This is a genomic window from Promicromonospora sp. NPDC052451 (assembly GCF_044547525.1).
In the GTDB taxonomy this organism is placed as follows: Bacteria; Actinomycetota; Actinomycetes; order Actinomycetales; family Cellulomonadaceae; genus Promicromonospora.
On the sequence record NZ_JBIUAP010000004.1, the window covers coordinates 371,100 to 386,167 of the forward strand.

At 73.2% G+C, this 15,068-nt stretch carries 15 protein-coding genes; 8 read left to right on the forward strand and 7 right to left on the reverse strand.

Translation table 11 applies throughout. The features are described 5' to 3' along the window. Positions 1–36: 36 nt before the first annotated feature. On the reverse strand, positions 37–1,542 hold the full coding sequence (locus ACIG47_RS09625; RefSeq protein ID WP_397430606.1) for an MFS transporter: 1,506 nt from the start codon (positions 1,540–1,542) through the stop codon (positions 37–39). 176 nt (positions 1,543–1,718) lie between these two features. Between ACIG47_RS09625 and ACIG47_RS09630 the strand changes: the two genes are divergently transcribed. Beyond that, positions 1,719–2,639, forward strand: a complete 921-nt coding sequence (locus ACIG47_RS09630) for an aminoglycoside phosphotransferase family protein (RefSeq protein WP_397430607.1) — start codon at positions 1,719–1,721, stop codon at positions 2,637–2,639. Between the two features lie 3 nt (positions 2,640–2,642). On the opposite strand, the gene ACIG47_RS09635 is transcribed toward ACIG47_RS09630, so the two are convergent. Then, positions 2,643–3,860 carry a hypothetical protein gene (locus tag ACIG47_RS09635; protein ID WP_397430608.1) on the reverse strand — a complete coding sequence of 406 codons (1,218 nt, stop codon included), beginning with the start codon at positions 3,858–3,860 and terminating at the stop codon, positions 2,643–2,645. Between the two features lie 295 nt (positions 3,861–4,155). On the opposite strand from ACIG47_RS09635, the gene ACIG47_RS09640 reads away from it, so the two are divergent. Further along, the gene (locus ACIG47_RS09640; RefSeq protein ID WP_397430609.1) at positions 4,156–4,701 is read left to right on the forward strand and encodes a small multidrug efflux protein; all 546 of its coding nucleotides are present in this window, start codon (positions 4,156–4,158) and stop codon (positions 4,699–4,701) included. 31 nt (positions 4,702–4,732) lie between these two features. On the opposite strand, the gene ACIG47_RS09645 is transcribed toward ACIG47_RS09640, so the two are convergent. Genes ACIG47_RS09645 through ACIG47_RS09660 form a run of 4 tightly spaced genes read right to left on the reverse strand, consistent with a single transcriptional unit; the run spans position 4,733 to position 8,149 of the window. Further along, positions 4,733–6,238: a tripartite tricarboxylate transporter permease gene (locus ACIG47_RS09645; protein ID WP_397430610.1), complete on the reverse strand. Its 1,506-nt coding sequence runs from the start codon at positions 6,236–6,238 to the stop codon at positions 4,733–4,735. A 2-nt stretch (positions 6,239–6,240) separates the two neighbouring features. Continuing rightward, entirely contained in the window at positions 6,241–6,798 is a 558-nt protein-coding gene (locus ACIG47_RS09650; RefSeq protein WP_397430611.1) for a tripartite tricarboxylate transporter TctB family protein, read from the reverse strand. Continuing rightward, positions 6,795–7,775, reverse strand: coding sequence for a Bug family tripartite tricarboxylate transporter substrate binding protein (locus tag ACIG47_RS09655; protein ID WP_397430612.1), 981 nt, complete (start codon positions 7,773–7,775; stop codon positions 6,795–6,797). Before ACIG47_RS09655 ends, ACIG47_RS09650 begins: the two co-directional genes overlap by 4 nt. Next, complete coding sequence (locus tag ACIG47_RS09660; RefSeq protein ID WP_397418426.1) at positions 7,772–8,149, reverse strand: universal stress protein; 378 nt, start codon at positions 8,147–8,149, stop codon at positions 7,772–7,774. Before ACIG47_RS09660 ends, ACIG47_RS09655 begins: the two co-directional genes overlap by 4 nt. Positions 8,150–8,357: 208 nt before the next feature. Here ACIG47_RS09660 and ACIG47_RS09665 point away from each other — a divergent pair, with 208 nt between their 5' ends. The 4 genes from ACIG47_RS09665 (at position 8,358) to ACIG47_RS09680 (ending at position 13,327) form a co-directional block, all read left to right on the forward strand. After that, the gene (locus ACIG47_RS09665; protein WP_397430613.1) at positions 8,358–9,125 is read left to right on the forward strand and encodes an IclR family transcriptional regulator; all 768 of its coding nucleotides are present in this window, start codon (positions 8,358–8,360) and stop codon (positions 9,123–9,125) included. Next, complete coding sequence (locus tag ACIG47_RS09670; protein ID WP_397430614.1) at positions 9,122–10,330, forward strand: CaiB/BaiF CoA transferase family protein; 1,209 nt, start codon at positions 9,122–9,124, stop codon at positions 10,328–10,330. Before ACIG47_RS09665 ends, ACIG47_RS09670 begins: the two co-directional genes overlap by 4 nt. Further along, entirely contained in the window at positions 10,327–11,172 is an 846-nt protein-coding gene (locus ACIG47_RS09675) for a citryl-CoA lyase (protein WP_397430615.1), read from the forward strand. Before ACIG47_RS09670 ends, ACIG47_RS09675 begins: the two co-directional genes overlap by 4 nt. 202 nt (positions 11,173–11,374) lie before the next feature. Then, positions 11,375–13,327 (forward strand): anthranilate synthase family protein, encoded by a 1,953-nt coding sequence (locus ACIG47_RS09680; RefSeq protein ID WP_397430616.1) that lies wholly within the window; start codon positions 11,375–11,377, stop codon positions 13,325–13,327. Positions 13,328–13,348: 21 nt separating this feature from the next. Here ACIG47_RS09680 and ACIG47_RS09685 read toward each other — a convergent pair whose 3' ends face one another. Continuing rightward, positions 13,349–13,975 (reverse strand): LysE family transporter, encoded by a 627-nt coding sequence (locus ACIG47_RS09685; RefSeq protein WP_397418416.1) that lies wholly within the window; start codon positions 13,973–13,975, stop codon positions 13,349–13,351. 65 nt (positions 13,976–14,040) lie between these two features. Here ACIG47_RS09685 and ACIG47_RS09690 point away from each other — a divergent pair, with 65 nt between their 5' ends. Together ACIG47_RS09690 and ACIG47_RS09695 are read left to right on the forward strand one after the other, a co-directional pair. After that, positions 14,041–14,355 carry a hypothetical protein gene (locus ACIG47_RS09690; RefSeq protein ID WP_397430617.1) on the forward strand — a complete coding sequence of 105 codons (315 nt, stop codon included), beginning with the start codon at positions 14,041–14,043 and terminating at the stop codon, positions 14,353–14,355. Positions 14,356–14,398: 43 nt separating this feature from the next. Further along, complete coding sequence (locus tag ACIG47_RS09695) at positions 14,399–15,046, forward strand: hypothetical protein (protein WP_397430618.1); 648 nt, start codon at positions 14,399–14,401, stop codon at positions 15,044–15,046. Positions 15,047–15,068: the final 22 nt, after the last annotated feature.

A 15,068-nucleotide genomic window follows, 5' to 3' on the forward strand; every position in this document is an offset into this window, starting at 1 on the left:
GGGGTGCTCCGATCGGTCGGGATGTGAAGTGGTGGACTACGGGGCCGTGGGGGCGGGCTCGGCCTCCTGCAGTGCGGCCTTCCGGTCCGCGACGCGCTTGTGCACCTCGATCATCTCGGTGCGCGTGAGCCGGTAGCCGCGCATGGCGATCAGGGTGCACGCCCAGCCGAGGATGGGGAGGCCGAAGAAGAGCGCCAGGGTCATCAGGAGGATCGGGGTGCTCGGCGCGTCCGTGGGCTGCGGCATGACCGTGGTGAACCCGATCAGCGACACCGCGCCGAGGGCGAGCGTGGCGCCGAGCGAGGTGATGATCTGGTCGATGAGGTTGTACGTCGCGGTGACGGTGGCCGGGAGGTACTTGCCGGAGCGGTCGAGCTCGTAGTCGATGATGTCGGCCCGCATAGCGCCCGAGGCGACGGTGACCACCATGGACGCACCGTTCAGCAGCAGGTACACCGCGTAGAAGACGATCGCCAGGGGCAGGCTGGCGAGGACGGACCCCAGGTCCACCAGCAGGCAGAACGCGGTGAGGAGGGCCGCCAGGATCAGGCAGATCCAGGTCCATGTGACCGTTGCGGCCTTCGATCCGTGCTTGCCGTTGTAGCGGGCGCCGAAGATCGCGAACACGATGCCGGGCAGGATGGCGATGGTGCTGAGCGTCGTGCCGAGCTGCATGTTGCCCAGCAGGATGCCCCACATCAGGGTGCCGATCACCGCCTGCGACCTGACCACCTGGGCGAGCTTGTCGGAGGCGCCGCTGATCAGGTATCGCTGGAACGGACCGTTGTGGGCGAGCAGCTGCCACATGTCCCGCAGGGTGACCTCGACCTGGGTCGAGCTCGTGGCGCCGGCGGAGAGGTGCGCGAAGCTGGACGGGTGGTCGATCCGGCTCACGCCGACGCAGGCGAGGATCTGGAACACGAGGGAGCAGGCCACGTACGTGGTGGCGGTCTCGCTGAGCATCTCCACGGTGAACTGGTTGCCGTGCCGGGGCAGGAACACGACGGTGGAGATGATCGAGAACGTCGCGGGGACGAAGTACGAGTAGACGGTGGCCCACACCTGCACGGTGGGCCGCTGGCGGGGATCGTTGGTGAGCACCGGACCGGACATCTGCCCGGCGATGTCGTTCATGGAGGAGCCGACGATGTACACCACGTACATCGCGACGAAGAACCCGGCTCCGAGCCCCGTGTCGGACGCCCAGACGAACAGCATGAGGATCGCGAGCGAGCGGATCAGCCACCCGGTGAGCATGAAGAACCGCAGTTTGCCGAACGGAAAGCTCACCTTGTCGATGACGAGCGCGAGCAACGGGTCGATGACGCCGTCGAACACTCGGGTCACGGTGAGGATCACGCCTGCCACGGCCACCGCGATGCCGTAGCCGGCGTTCTGCAGGTAGCTCATGAGGCCGACGAGGGTGTAGAAGACCATCGCCGAGCCGTTGTTCATCTGGGAGAGAGCGATCTCCCAGGTACGGGCACGGCGGTACGTCACGCCGTCGGCCTCGCTCGCCGTCTGCTTCGGGGTACGCGCCATCGCGTTCACTCTCCTTCGAGGATCTCGTCCCGGGCTGCCGACGGGCCGTTCCGTGGCTGCCGTCCGAGATGACCGCAACGGTAGAGCGAGACCGGAGGCGCTCGGTAGAAGCGGTCCGGCGTGAGCAGCAGGGATTCGGCGTCGTTCGTGCCACGGTCGGCAGGGAGGATAGGCCCATGAGCTCCCCGCGTTCCGTCGAGATCCCCGCCACCCTGGTCGCGTCGTTCGCCGGCGGCGGCGACGAGCAGGCGCGGGCCTGGGTCGCCCGGCTCCCGGCACAGGTGGCGGACCTGCTCGACAGGTGGGACCTGGAGCGCGACGGCGACGTCCGGTCCGGTGAGGCAGCCCTCGTGGTGCCGGTGCGCCGCCCCGGTGGCGCGCGCGCCGTGCTCAGGCTGCAGATGCCCCGGGAGGAGACGACGGCGGCGCTGATCGGGCTGCGGGCCTGGGACGGCGACGGCGTCGTGCGGCTGCTCGATCACGACCCCGGCGGGGCCGTGCTGCTGGAACGGCTGGACGGCTCGCGCGCGCTGGCGTCCGTCGAGGACGACGACGTCGCGACGCGCACCGTGGCCGGCCTGCTCGCCCGCCTGCACTCCGTCCCGGCGGCCGACGGCCTGCGCGGCCTGGGCGACGTCGCGGGCGACATGCTGGCGGCGGTGCCCGCGGCGGCCGCCGCCCTGCCGGACGCAGAGGACCGGCGACGGCTGCGCGACTGGGCGGCGGCCGTGACGGAGGTGGCCGCTGGCCCGGGCGCGGCGATGCTCCACTGGGACCTGCACCACGACAACGTGCTCGCCGCCGAGCGCGAGCCGTGGCTGGCCATCGACCCCGAACCCCTGGTCGGTGACCCGGGATTCGACCTCTGGCCGGCCCTGGACTCAGGCTGGGAGCGGCTCCGCACCACCCGGGAGGTTCCGCGGGTCGTGCGGCGCCGCTTCGACCTGCTCACCGAGGTGCTCGGGCTCGACCGGCGCCGCGCGACCGCCTGGACCCTGGCCCGGCTGCTGCAGAACACCCTGTGGGACATCGAGGACGGGCGGACCACGATCGACCCCGCCCAGACCATCGTGGCCGAGGCGCTGCCCCGCCCGTGAACACTACGCGAACGCCCTGACCACCTGCGGCAGGGCAGCTCGTACGGTGCCGTTGTGGTCGGTGTCGCCGATGTCGGTCAGCCGTTGCTCGGCACCGTGTGCCGCGAGCCGGCGCCCGCAGTACCGGGCGTGCTCGAACGCGACGTCCTTGTCTCCGGCGGCATGGAAGAGGTGCACGGGCACCTCGGGCTGCCAGTCGCACGTGGTGTCGAGCGCACGCAGCTTCTGCCGCAGGGTCCCGCTCGGGTGCCGCACCTGGTCCAGGAACTCGCTGGTGAAGAGCGCCTCGGACGTCGGCGGCAGTGCCCCCGCGATCTCCTGCGACCGGTGGTCACCGTCGAAGAGCCCCTCCACCTTCGCCGCGTACGGCTCGCGGAACGCCTCCCGCGGTGTGTCGTACAGGTCGTACAGGCGGTCCCACGCGGTGACGAAGTACGCCAGGTACAGCGAGGCCATCACGATCCTGTCGTCGGCGGCGTCGCCCTCGAACCGGCTCAGGTCGAACGGCCCCGCGATCGGGGCGAGGCCGCCGAGCTCGAACGACGGGTCGACACCTTCCTGGAGCGCCCGGCCGAGCATCATCGTGGCCGGGCCACCCTGCGAGAACCCACTGACCTGCACCTCCTCGTCGAACGTCCGCTCGTACCGCCCGGCCAGCTCGCGGGCCGCACGGAGCGCGTCGAGCGAGACGGAGACCGTGGCCCCTGGGTGCCCGTAGGGGTGCGTCCCCGTGCCTTCGCCCAGCCCGAGGTAGTCAGGGGCGGACACGGCGCGGCCGGCCGAGGCGAACAGCAGCGCGGCGGCCCGGTCCGTCGAGTCCGCGTTCACCGAGGCGGCGTCACCCCGGTACACCGTGGTGCCGTGCAGCCACGACACCACGGTGAGGTCGCTCTCGTCGTTCTGCGGGAACGCGACGAGCTGGCTCGCGGTGGTGGGTTCCCCGTCGGCGTCGACGGTGGCGTACACGACCCGGTAGGCCGTGACACCGTGCTGGACCTCGCCGGGGTCGATGTCGGCGGTGCGCAACCGGTCGGTCACCTCGGCCGCCGTGAGGTCCTCCACCGGCGTCACCTCGAGCACCGCCCCGCGCGGGGTGTCGACGTTCTCGTGCGGGGCGACCGCGGGTGCCGTGGCGCACGCGGACAGGAGGCCCACAGCGACGGCGCAGGTCAGAGCGGTGAGGACACGGGGGACGGTTCGGACTTCTGGTCTGCGGAACATGCGTACAGCCTGCCGAGGGGCTCACGGCGGCCGACATGGTGCGCTCCTCCGCGCCGTCCGTGGGGCACCCCTACCACCGCACGACGGCGCCCGGCTCGTGGCCGCCGCATCCCCGTCCGGCCCAGCCCCGCTCCTCCGCGAGGAGCCGATGGCGGGCATGACACATGTCACGGCCGGACCGTGCCCAGCGCCCGGAAGACAGTGACGCGGCGACACTTCCGGGCGGCGCGGGCAGCGGGTGGACTGGGGTACGGCGCAGGGAACCCCCTGGCGCCCCGCACCCACAGGAGCATCCATGGACCTCGTCGAAATCCTGCAGAACCTCGTCGGCCACGTGCCCACCGTCGTGCAGCCGCTGGTCGTGGCGCTCGCCGGCGCGATCCCCTTCGTCGAGGGCGAGGGTGGAGCGGCGATCGGCGTGCTCGGCGGCATCCACCCGGTGGTCGCCGCCGTCTCCGCCGTGGTCGGCAACTTCGTGACCGTGGCCGCGCTGGTGCTGCTCGGGTCGGGCGCGCGGGACGCCGTCGTGACCCGCCGGGCGAGATCCCGGGCGACCGTGGCCGCCGGCGGCGGCTCCGCCGGCGGCACGACCGCCACGGAGCCCCGCGACGAGCGCTCCGCCGCGCGCCGGGCCAAGTTCCAGCGCGCCTACGAGCGCTACGGCGTGCCGGGCGTGAGCCTGCTCGGCCCGCTCCTGCTGCCCACGCACTTCACCGCCACCATGCTCGCCGCGTCCGGGGTCGGCAGGACCCGGATCCTGGTCTGGCAGGCCGTGGCGATCATCGGCTGGACGACGGTCACGACGCTGGTGGTCAGCGGCGTGCTCCAGGTGGTCCGCTGACGCCCGCGTCCCCGCCGGGCGGGCCCACCGGTCACACGTCCACGGACCGCCGCGCGCGGAACCGGCTGACCAGCACGCCGCAGACGGTCGCGAGCAGGCCGACGTAGACGGTGATCGTGATGGGGCTGGCCGCGAGCGCCGTGAGGTCGCCCTCGCTGACCGCCAGCGTGCGGGTCAGCTCGGTCTCGGCCATGGGGCCGAGGATCGCGGCGATGAGCACCGGCGCGACGGGCACCTCGTAGCGGCGCATGAGCAGGCCGAGCAGGCCGAACCCGAGCAGCAGCCAGAGGTCCACCAGGCTGGTCGAGTTGGCGTACACGCCGAACGCGCAGAAGGTGGCGATGCCCGCGTACAGGTACGGGCGCGGGATGAGCAGGAGCTTGGCCCAGATCGCCGCGAACGGCATGTTCAGGATGACCAGCACGACGAGCCCGACGAACAGCGACGCGATGAGCGCCCACGCCAGGTCGCCGTTGCGGTCGAACAGCAGCGGCCCGGGCTGCATGCCGTACTGCTGGAACGCGGCGAGCATGATGGCCGCCGTCGCCGACGTGGGCAGGCCCAGGGTGAGCAGGGCACCCATCGCGGTGCCGGACGTGGCGTTGCCCGCCGCCTCGGGTGCCGCGACGCCGCGGATGGCGCCGCGCCCGAACTCGGGGTTGCGCTGCTTGCGGTCGATGCGCCGCTCGTTGCCGTAGGCGAGGAACGTCGGGATCTCGGAGCCACCCACGGGGATCACGCCGAACGGCAGGCCGAAGCCGGTGCCGCGCAGCCAGGCGGGCAGCGCCTTGCGGAACTCGGCACCCGAGAGGAACGGGCGGCCCTTCGAGAGCACGGCGGTCTCCGGGCCCTTGCGGCGGGCCGTCGAGGCGACCCTGAGCACCTCGCCCAGGGCGAGCAGGCCCACGGTGACGGTGATGATGCTGATGCCGTCGAACAGCTCGGGGACGCCCATCGTGAACCGGGAGGCGCCGGACTGCGGCTCGATGCCGACCAGCGCCACGCCCAGCCCGACGACGAGCGCGGCCAGGCCCTTGAGCACCGAGTCGGCCACGATGGCCGACGTCGCGACGAACGCGAACACGGCGAGCGCGAAGAACTCCGCGGAGCCGAAGTTCGTGGCGAGCCGGGCCATGTACGGCGCGCCGAACGCCACGAGCGTGGTGGCGATGAGCCCGCCGGTGAACGCGCCGATCGCGGCCGTGGCCAGGGCCTGGGGCGCCCGCCCGGCCAGGGCCATCTTGTGCCCCTCGAACGTGGAGGCGATGGCGGAGGAGTTGCCGGGGGTGTTGAGCAGGATCCCCGAGATCGAGTCGCCGAACAGCCCGCCGTAGTAGACCCCGGCGAACATGATGAACGCACCGGTGGGGTCCAGGCTGAACGTAACGGGCAGCAGCAGGGCGACGGCCATGGCCGAGCCGAGCCCGGGCAGCACGCCGACGGCGGTGCCGAGCACCGCGCCGATCGTGACCCAGAGCAGGTTGACCGGTGAGAGCGCGGTCGAGAAGCCGTCGAGCAGGTGGGTGAGCGTGTCCATGGTCAGACCCCCGCGAGGATGCCGGCCGGCAGCGGGAGCCCGAGGCCCCCGGCGAAGGCGAGCTGGATGACGGACGACAGCGCGAGCCCCGCGCCGACGTTGACGAGGTGCCGGGACGAGCCCAGCCCGTAGGAGACGCCCGTGAACAGCAGCGCGCCGCTGACCAGCCAGCCGACCGGCTCGAGCACCAGGATGAACACGGCGAACGTACCGACCACGATGCCGACCTGGCGCCAGTCGATGCGGTCGGCGTCCGTGCCTGCGCCGGCCCCCGCATCGGCGTCGGGCGCCTCGGCAGGTGCCGGCCGCAGCCGCCCCCGCACGCCCTGCACCAGGAGCAGGAGGCCGACGACGTAGGCGACCACGGTGACGATCACCGGGAAGAACCGCGGCCCGGGCGGGCTCGCGCTGGGCGAGACCGTCATGGTGACCGTGCCGTAGGTGAGGTACGCGGCGACCACGAGGACCACCACGGCGAGCGGGACGGAGCCCCGGTCGGGCCGGGCCGCCGCGGCGGAGGGGGTGTGGGCCGTCGAGACGGCGTTGTCGTTGCTGGTCACAGTCCGAGCTCCTTGACGACGTCGGTGATGCGGCCGATCTCCCCGTCCAGGAAGTCGCCGAACTCCTGGCCGGTCTGCAGGTTGGGGACCCACTTGTTGCGGTCCACGGCGTCCGCCCACTCCGGCGTGGCGACGGTCTCCTCGATGATGGCCTCGAGCTCGGCGGCGTCCTCCGGGGAGATCCCCGGAGGTGCGACGACGCCGCGGAAGTTGGGCAGGTAGAGGTCGTAGCCGGCCTCCATGAAGGTCGGCGCGCCGATGCCGGTCACGGGCTCGGGCGCCGAGAGGGCGAGGATGCGCAGCGAGCCGGCCTCGATCTGGTCGGCGAACTCGTTGTAGCCGCTCATGCCGGCGGCGACGCTGTGCGAGAGGAGGGCGTTGACCGCCTCTCCCCCGCCGGCGAACGGGATGTAGTTCACGTCGGCAGGGTCCACGCCCACCTCCTGCGCGAGCAGGCCGGCGGTCAGGTGGTCGGTGCCGCCCACGGAGCCGCCGCCGATCGAGACCTGGCCCGGGTTCTCCTCGAACGCCGCCACGAAGTCGTCCACGGTCTCGAACGGCGAGTCGGCGGGCACCACGAGCGCCACGTAGTCGTCCGCGAGGTGGGCGACCGGCGTGGTCTCCTCCAGGCGGTAGGCGGAGTCGTTGACCTCGATGCCGCCGATCATCACGGTGCCGGTCACCATGAGCACGTCGTCCTGACCGTGCATCTCCATGAGCTGGCCCAGGCCGATGGTGCCCGCCGCACCGCCCGCGTTGACCACGCGCGGGTTGGTGACGATGCCGTGCTCACGCATGGCGGCCTGGAGCTCGCGCGCCACGGTGTCCCAGCCGCCGCCGGGCGCCGCGGGAACCAGCAGGGTGAGGCCGGACCGTGCGCCGTGCACGTTCCCGGACCGGTTGGCCTGGATCCCCGCCGCCACCACGAGCGGGACGCACACCAGCAGGGCGACGGCCGCCCGGATGCCGCGCCTCACGAGCCCGCCCGCCCGTCGGCACCGGCCGGCACCTTGACGGTGAGCACCGGCACCGGCGCGTCGAGGATGAGCTTCTGCGCCATCGACCCGAGCACGAACTTGCCGAGCGGGCTGCGCCGCCGGGTGCCGACCACCAGCACCTCGACGTCCTCGGCGGCCACGGCGTCGAGCACGGCGTCGGTCGGGTCCTGGTTCGGGTCGCGCGCGACGTGGCGTGCGGGCGTCCCGTCCAGGAGGGGTGCGACGTCCCCGGCGGGTTCGGCGCCGACGTCCAACCACAGCAGCGCGGTGCCGCGGCGGCGGGCCTCGGCGGCGCCTTCGGCAAGTGCGGCGCGACCCTCAGGGGTCGCGCTCGCGACGACGAGTACGGACACGGGTGCCTCCTCAGGCGTGGGGCTGGAGCGATGCGCGGGTCGCGGTCGTGACCCCGACGTCCAAGACGGGACCGGCGTTCGTCGTCATCGTTGACTCCTCCATTGCGTACCACCAGACGGTTCGACAGTTCTGCCTGGTGGTACGGTGAGGCTACGTGAGCGAGATTCGGTCTGGCAACCCGGCAGGCCCCACGAGCAAGGAGACCTGGTGACAGAGGCGACGACGGGCGGTGACGGGGTGCGCAGCGTGCACCGCGCGCTGGACCTGCTGGGCCACTTCGACGAGCAGCACACCTCCCGCAGCGTCCGGGACCTGGTCGAGGCCAGCGGCCTGGCCAAGTCCACCGTGGTCCGGCTCGTGACCACGCTGGAGCACGCCGGCATGCTGTGGACCCGCGGCGACGGGCGCATCGTGCCCGGCGTCGGCCTGATGCGCTGGTCGCGGCTCGCGCAGGCCACCTGGGCGGTGCCGCCCGAGGCGATGGACGTGCTGCGGCAGCTCGGGGTCGACTGCGGCGGGGAGTCCAGCCGCGTCTACGTGCGCCAGGGCGCCTCGCGCGTGTGCATCGCGCAGCAGGAGGGCACGCAGCAGCTCCGGCACGTCGTGCGCGTGGGCGACGGGATGCCTGTCGTCCTCGGCGCCACCGGGCACGCCCTCCTGACGGGGCTGCCGGCCGAGCAGGTCGCGGCCCTCGGCGCCGCCGCCGGCCGCGGCCCCGAGTTCGCCGCAGGTCTCGTCCGGACCGTCGAGCAGGCGCGGCAGCAGGGCTGGGCGGCGAGCCACGGCGAGCGCGAGCCGGGCGTCTCCGCCCTGGCCGCACCCGTGGTCACGTCCGCGGGCGACGTCGTGGCGGCCGTGGGGCTCGGCGGCCCCACCAGCCGGTTCACCCCGGACCACCTCGACGCCTGGCGGCCCCTGGTGGTCGAGGCGGCCGGCCGGCTCGCCGAGATCCCCTTCTTCGGGGGCATCGCGTGAACCCCACCGCGCTCCTGGACGGCGTGCGGGTGCTCGACCTCACCAACGTGCTGGCCGGTCCGTTCGCCAGCTACCAGCTCGCCCTCCTGGGCGCCGACGTGATCAAGGTGGAGATCCCCGGGGCGGGTGACCTGGCCCGTCGGCTCGGCGCCGACCACGCCCTGAACGAGGCCGGGACGGGCGCCTCGTTCCTCGCGCAGAACAGCGCCAAGCGCTCCCTCACCCTGAACCTGAAGAGCCCGGCGGGCCGGGACGTGCTGCTCCGCGCCGTCGAGGGCGCCGACGTGCTGGTGGAGAACTTCCGCCCCGGCGTGCTGGACCGGCTCGGCCTCGGCTGGGACCGGCTGAGGGCGGCCAACCCCCGGCTCGTCTACTGTGCCGTCTCCGGTTTCGGGCAGGACGGGCCGCTGCGCGACCGGCCCGCCTACGACCAGATCGTGCAGGGTGTCTCCGGGATGATGAGCGCCACCGGCACCGAGCAGACCGGGCCGCTGCGCGCCGGCTACCCGGTCGCGGACACGCTCGGCGGCATGACGGCGGCGTTCGCCGTCGCCTCGGCGCTCGTGCACCGCGACCGCACCGGCGAGGGCGTGCGGCTGGACGTGTCGATGCTGGAGTCCGCGATGACGGCCATGGGCTGGGTCGTGTCCAACCACCTCATCGCCGGCCAGGACCCGGTCCCGATGGGCAACGACAACTTCACCGCGGCGCCGTCCGGCACGTTCGCGACGGGCGACGGGATGCTCAACATCTCCGCCAACGAGCAGCGCCAGTTCGTCACGCTCTGCCGCCTGCTGGGACGGCCCGACCTGTGCGACGACCCGCGCTTCGCCGAGCGGTCGGCGCGCAAGGTGCACCGCCGGGAGCTCACAGCGCAGATCGAGGCGGCCCTGGCCGGCCGCCCGGCCGCGGAGTGGGAGACCGTGCTGGCGGCGGCGGGCGTGCCCGCCGCTCGCGTGCTCAGCGTGCCCGAGGCCCTCGCCCAGGACCAGGTCCGTGCGCGGGGCTTCGTGCACGACCTGCCCTTCCCGGGCGACCCGGACCGTGACCTGCGCGTGCTCGGCAGCCCCGTCCACGTGGACGGCGCCGCCCCGGTCCCCGCGCACGAGCCGCCCCTGCTGGGCGAGCACACCGACACGATCCTGCGCGAGCTCGGCTACGACGACGCCGCGATCGCCACGATGCACGAGGAAGGAACCATATGAGCAGCCCCGCGTTCCCCACCGCCGAGGAGTACGAGGAGCGGGTCACCGGGTGGTGGCGCACCGGCATCACCCGCATCCGGCCCGGGGAGATCCTGCTGCGCGGGTACCCCGTCGAACAGCTCGTCGGCACCATCACCTTCGTCGACCAGATCTGGCTCATGCTGCGCGGCGAGCTGCCCACCCCGGCGCAGAGCCGGCTCCTGGAGGCGGCCCTCGTGTCCGCCGTCGACCACGGGCCGCAGGCGCCGTCCATCGCGGCCGCGCGCATGGCCGCGACCTGCGGCGTCGGGCTCAACAACGCCGTCGCGACCGGGACCAACCTGCTGGGCGACGTGCACGGCGGCGCCGGCCAGCAGTGCATGCAGGTCCTGGCCGAGGTGCACCGGCGCGCCGAGCAGGGCGAGGAGCTCGCGGCAGCCGCGGCCGGCCTGGTGGCCGAGTACCGGGAGCGCGGTGAGCACGTGCCGGGCTTCGGGCACCGGTTCCACCCGCGCGACCCGCGCCGCGACCCGCTCCTCGACCTCACCGCCCAGGCCGTCGACGAGGGCGCCGTGACCGGCTGGGCGCTGCGGGCCGGGCAGGCGGTCGAGTCGGCGCTGGCAGCCGGGCGCGCCCGTCCCGTGCCGATGAACGTCGACGGGGCCACCGCGATCGTGTACAGCGAGCTCGGGATCCCTCCTGAGCTCGGGCGCGGCCTGTTCGTCCTGTCCCGCAGCGTCGGCATCCTCGCCCACGCCTGGGAGGAGACCACCGGCGGGGCACGGATCAAGGGGCCGATCCCGCGCCCCCTCCTGGCCGGCTACGACGGGCCCGGTCCACGGGACCTGGCCGACCGGACGTGAGCGGTGGACATCGCGCGCGGGCACGGCTAACGTTCCGGCCATGACGTCGCCCCGCATCTGCCTGGACTGGTGGCCCGCCGACTAGGCGGGCTCGCGACGCATCCACTCACACGTCCACGACCGCCTCGCCCGAGGCGGTCGTTTCGTGTCTCCCCACGAGGCTCCCGGTTCGGGTCGAGCACCCCGAACCGAGAGGCCCCGCATGTCCCACCACCCTGGCTCCGCCGGCACGCACCCGCTCCTGGACCGGGTCCTGACCTCCGACGGCTCGCTCCCCTTCGCCCTCCTGCGCCGCCACGGCGGCACCGAGGTCGAGGTGCTGACCGGTGACGTCGTCGACGCCGACCTGCTGCGGGACATCCCGCTGGACGGCGCGCCGGTGCTCGCCGTCGTCCCGTACCGCCAGGCCCGCGAGCGCGGCTTCACCGTGCACGACGACGGCGCCCCGCTGCGCTGCCTGGTGGTCCGCGAGTCGGAGCGGGTCGCTCTGCCGGACGCGCTCGCCGCGCTGCCGCCCGAGCCCGTGGCGGCCGAGCCGCTCGGCTTCGACACCCCCGACGACGAGTACGCGGGGATCGTGCGCCGCGTGATCGACGACGAGATCGGGCAGGGCGCCGGCGCCAACTTCGTGGTGATGCGCAGCTTCGAGGCCCGGACCGACGCGGCACCGGTGCCCACGCTGACGTCGTGGTTCCGGGCGCTGCTCACCCACGAGGTCGGCTCGTACTGGACGTTCGCGGTGCACGTCCCGGGGCCCGGCGCCGCCGTGTCCCTGGCGGGCGCCACCCCCGAGCGGCACCTGACCCTGCACGACGGCGTCGCCCGCATGAACCCGATCAGCGGTACGTACCGGCACCCGGCGTCGGGCCCCACGCGCGAGGGGGTGCTGGACTTCCTGCGCGACACCAAGGAGAACGAGGAGCTCTTCATGGTGGTCGACGAGGAGATGAAGATGATGAGCGCGCTCTGCCCGGACGGCGGGCACATCGTGGGCCCGTACCTCAAGCAGATGGCCCGGCTCAGCCACACCGAGTACCTGCTGGAGGGCCGTACCGCCGTGGACCCGCGCGAGGCCCTGCGGCTGACGATGTTCGCGCCCACCGTGACCGGGTCGCCCATGGAGAACGCCTGCACGGTCATCGCCCGGCACGAGACGCGCCCGCGCGGCTACTACTCGGGCTTCCTCGCCCTCTTCGAGCCGGACGGCGCCTCGGGCGGGTACTCGCTCGACGCCCCGATCCTCATCCGCACGGCCTACCTGCACGACGGCGGCCGCGTGACCGTCCCCGCCGGGGCCACCCTGGTGCGGCACTCCGTACCGGAGCACGAGGTGGCCGAGACCCGGGCCAAGGCCGCCGGGGTGCTCTCCTCCCTCGGGCTGGTGCCGCGCGGCGCAGCGCCCGACGCAGTGGTCGACCTGAACGCGCAGGAGGGCGTGGCCGAGGCGCTGGCCGTCCGCAACGGGCAGCTCGCCGAGTTCTGGGTGCGACCGCAGGACACCGCCGTGGCTGCTCCCGAGCCCTCGTCGCTCACCGGGCGGGACGTGCTGGTGGTCGACCACGAGGACCAGTTCACGACGATGCTCGCCCACCAGCTGGGCCACCTGGGCATGAACGCCCGCGTGGTCCGGTGGGACGCCGTGGACGACGTGCTCACCGCCGACCTGGTCGTGCTCGGCCCCGGTCCGGGCGACCCCCGCGACCACGACGACCCCCGCATCGCTGCCGTCACCCGGCGGATCCACGAACGCGTCGCCGCGGGCCGGCCGCTGCTGGCGGTCTGCCTGAGCCACCAGGTGCTCGCCGGGCTGGCCGGCTTCCCGGTCCGCCCGCTGCCCGCCCCGCGGCAGGGCGTGCGGCTCGACGCCGACGTGCTCGGCACCACGGCCGCCGTCGGCTACTACAACACCTTCGGCGCGTACGTGACCACGCTCGCCGCGGACGCCGCCGACGACCCGGTGGCCCGGCTCGCACTGGAGCCGTCGGTCGACGCCGAGGGGGTGCTCACGGCGCTGCGCGGCCCCGGGGTCGCCTCCGTCCAGGGGCACCTGGAGTCGGTGCTCTCGGCAGACGGGATCGCGGTGCTGGAACGCCTCGTGCGGCACGTGCTGGAGGTGCCGGACGGGGTCGGCCGCGGGGCGCTGGGGGTGCGGTGAGGACGGCGTCCGACGCCGGCGTCAGTGCATGACCGCGAGCAGCACCCCGACGCCCACGAACAGGCTGCCGAACACGCGGTTGACGACCTTCGACCCCGACTCGCCCGCCGTCAGGCGGCCGAGGCCGCGGGCCGTCGTGGCGAAGAAGAACCACATGACCACGACATCGATGACCACGACGGTCGCGGCGAGGACGGCGTACTGGCCCACCAGCGGCCGGTCGGGCCGCACGAACTGCGGGACGAACGCCAGGAAGAACACGATCGCCTTCGGGTTCAGGAGGTTCACCATGAGCCCGCGCCGGAACATCGACCAGGCCGGCTCGCGCACCCGGGCACCGCCGGCGACGTCGGTGCCCGCACCCGGGCGGGCGAGGAACTGCCGCACGCCGAGGTAGACCAGGTAGGCGGCACCGGCGTACCGGATGGTGTCGAACAGCCACGGCGTGCCCGCGACCAGCACGCCGACCCCTGCCGCGACGACCACGAGGTGCACGAGCAGCGCGAGCTGCTGCCCGAGGATGCCCCAGATGGACCGCGCCCAGCCGGAGGTCATCGCGTTCGACATGGTGTTGATGGCGCCTGCGCCGGGCGTGAGGGAGATCAGCACGCCCGCGCCGACCAGGGCGAGCCAGAGCGAGAGCGACACGGCGTCAGCCTAGGGGAAGGTCGGCAGGCACCCGCCCGACCAGTCCTGCCCGCATACTGGAACCGATGCGCGAACATCTCGTGGAGCAGTGGTCACTGGACCCAGGCACCGAGGTCGTCCCGGCCGGACCGCACCTCGAGATCCACCGGTGGGTAGGACGCACGGGCGGCCCGCCGATCCGTCTCATCGTGACGGACGACGACCTCCGGACTTTCGCGGAGGACCTGGACATGGGCGACCTGGCCGCGGTGTGGCCCGGCCGTGACCGTGCCTGGACTGCCTTGGCGCTGCTGTCGGTCTGGGTCGAGGAGACCCTGGCGACGCAGTCGTGGCCGCGCGAGCTCCGGCTGGTCGACGGAGAACTCGTCGTCACCGCCTAGGACCTGGGACAACCCACCGGGCACCCGCTGCGTCCTAGTGGTCATGAGACACACACACGAGAAGGCACGCTCCATCCTCCTGACGTCCGCCCTCGTCGTCGGCCTCACGGCGGGTTCGGCGACGGTCGCCGGCGCCGCCCCCGCGGCTGTGGCCTGCTCCGCAGCCTCCGCGCACGCCCCGGGCCAGGCCGCGGGCCCGTGCGACCCGATCGGCATCCCGATCGATCTGGGCGAGCCCACCGAGGGCGCGACCGACACCTGGCAGTCCACCGAGACCGACGGCGTCGGCTACAAGGTCCCGGCCGACTGGGACGGCCGGGCGATCGTCGGCGACGGCGGCAGCGGCCACGAGTGGGAGTCGCCGGAGGTCGCGGTCTCCGACGAGTTCGGCGACCTGCACTGGCGGGTCCTGGTGCAGTCCCCCTTCGTCTCCCAAGAGATGCCGGACCCGAAGGAGCTGAACAAGCTCGGCTACCACGCCACCTCCATCGACGTCGAGGGCGCCTCGGAGGCCGTGCTCACGGCCGCGCAGACCGGGCACTGGGCCGACCCGTCGGTCCAGACCATCGACTTCCAGGTCTACGTCCAGTCCGCGGCCACGGGGATCGTCACCCGGTTCATGGGTGAGCTGCCCCCGGGCGCGGAGGGCCAGTTCCTCCTGGACAACTTCGTGCCCACGATCCAGCCCTGACGCCACCACCCCGCACGAGGGC

Coding starts and splice junctions, on each gene's coding strand:
- ACIG47_RS09630 (WP_397430607.1), top strand. CDS start 1,719: ATGAGCTCCCCGCGTTCCGTCGAGATCCCCGCCACCCTGGTCGCGTCG.
- ACIG47_RS09695 (WP_397430618.1), top strand. CDS start 14,399: ATGAGACACACACACGAGAAGGCACGCTCCATCCTCCTGACGTCCGCC.
- ACIG47_RS09635 (WP_397430608.1), bottom strand. CDS start 3,860: ATGTTCCGCAGACCAGAAGTCCGAACCGTCCCCCGTGTCCTCACCGCT.
- ACIG47_RS09625 (WP_397430606.1), bottom strand. CDS start 1,542: ATGGCGCGTACCCCGAAGCAGACGGCGAGCGAGGCCGACGGCGTGACG.
- ACIG47_RS09690 (WP_397430617.1), top strand. CDS start 14,041: ATGCGCGAACATCTCGTGGAGCAGTGGTCACTGGACCCAGGCACCGAG.
- ACIG47_RS09645 (WP_397430610.1), bottom strand. CDS start 6,238: ATGGACACGCTCACCCACCTGCTCGACGGCTTCTCGACCGCGCTCTCA.
- ACIG47_RS09680 (WP_397430616.1), top strand. CDS start 11,375: ATGTCCCACCACCCTGGCTCCGCCGGCACGCACCCGCTCCTGGACCGG.
- ACIG47_RS09640 (WP_397430609.1), top strand. CDS start 4,156: ATGGACCTCGTCGAAATCCTGCAGAACCTCGTCGGCCACGTGCCCACC.
- ACIG47_RS09675 (WP_397430615.1), top strand. CDS start 10,327: ATGAGCAGCCCCGCGTTCCCCACCGCCGAGGAGTACGAGGAGCGGGTC.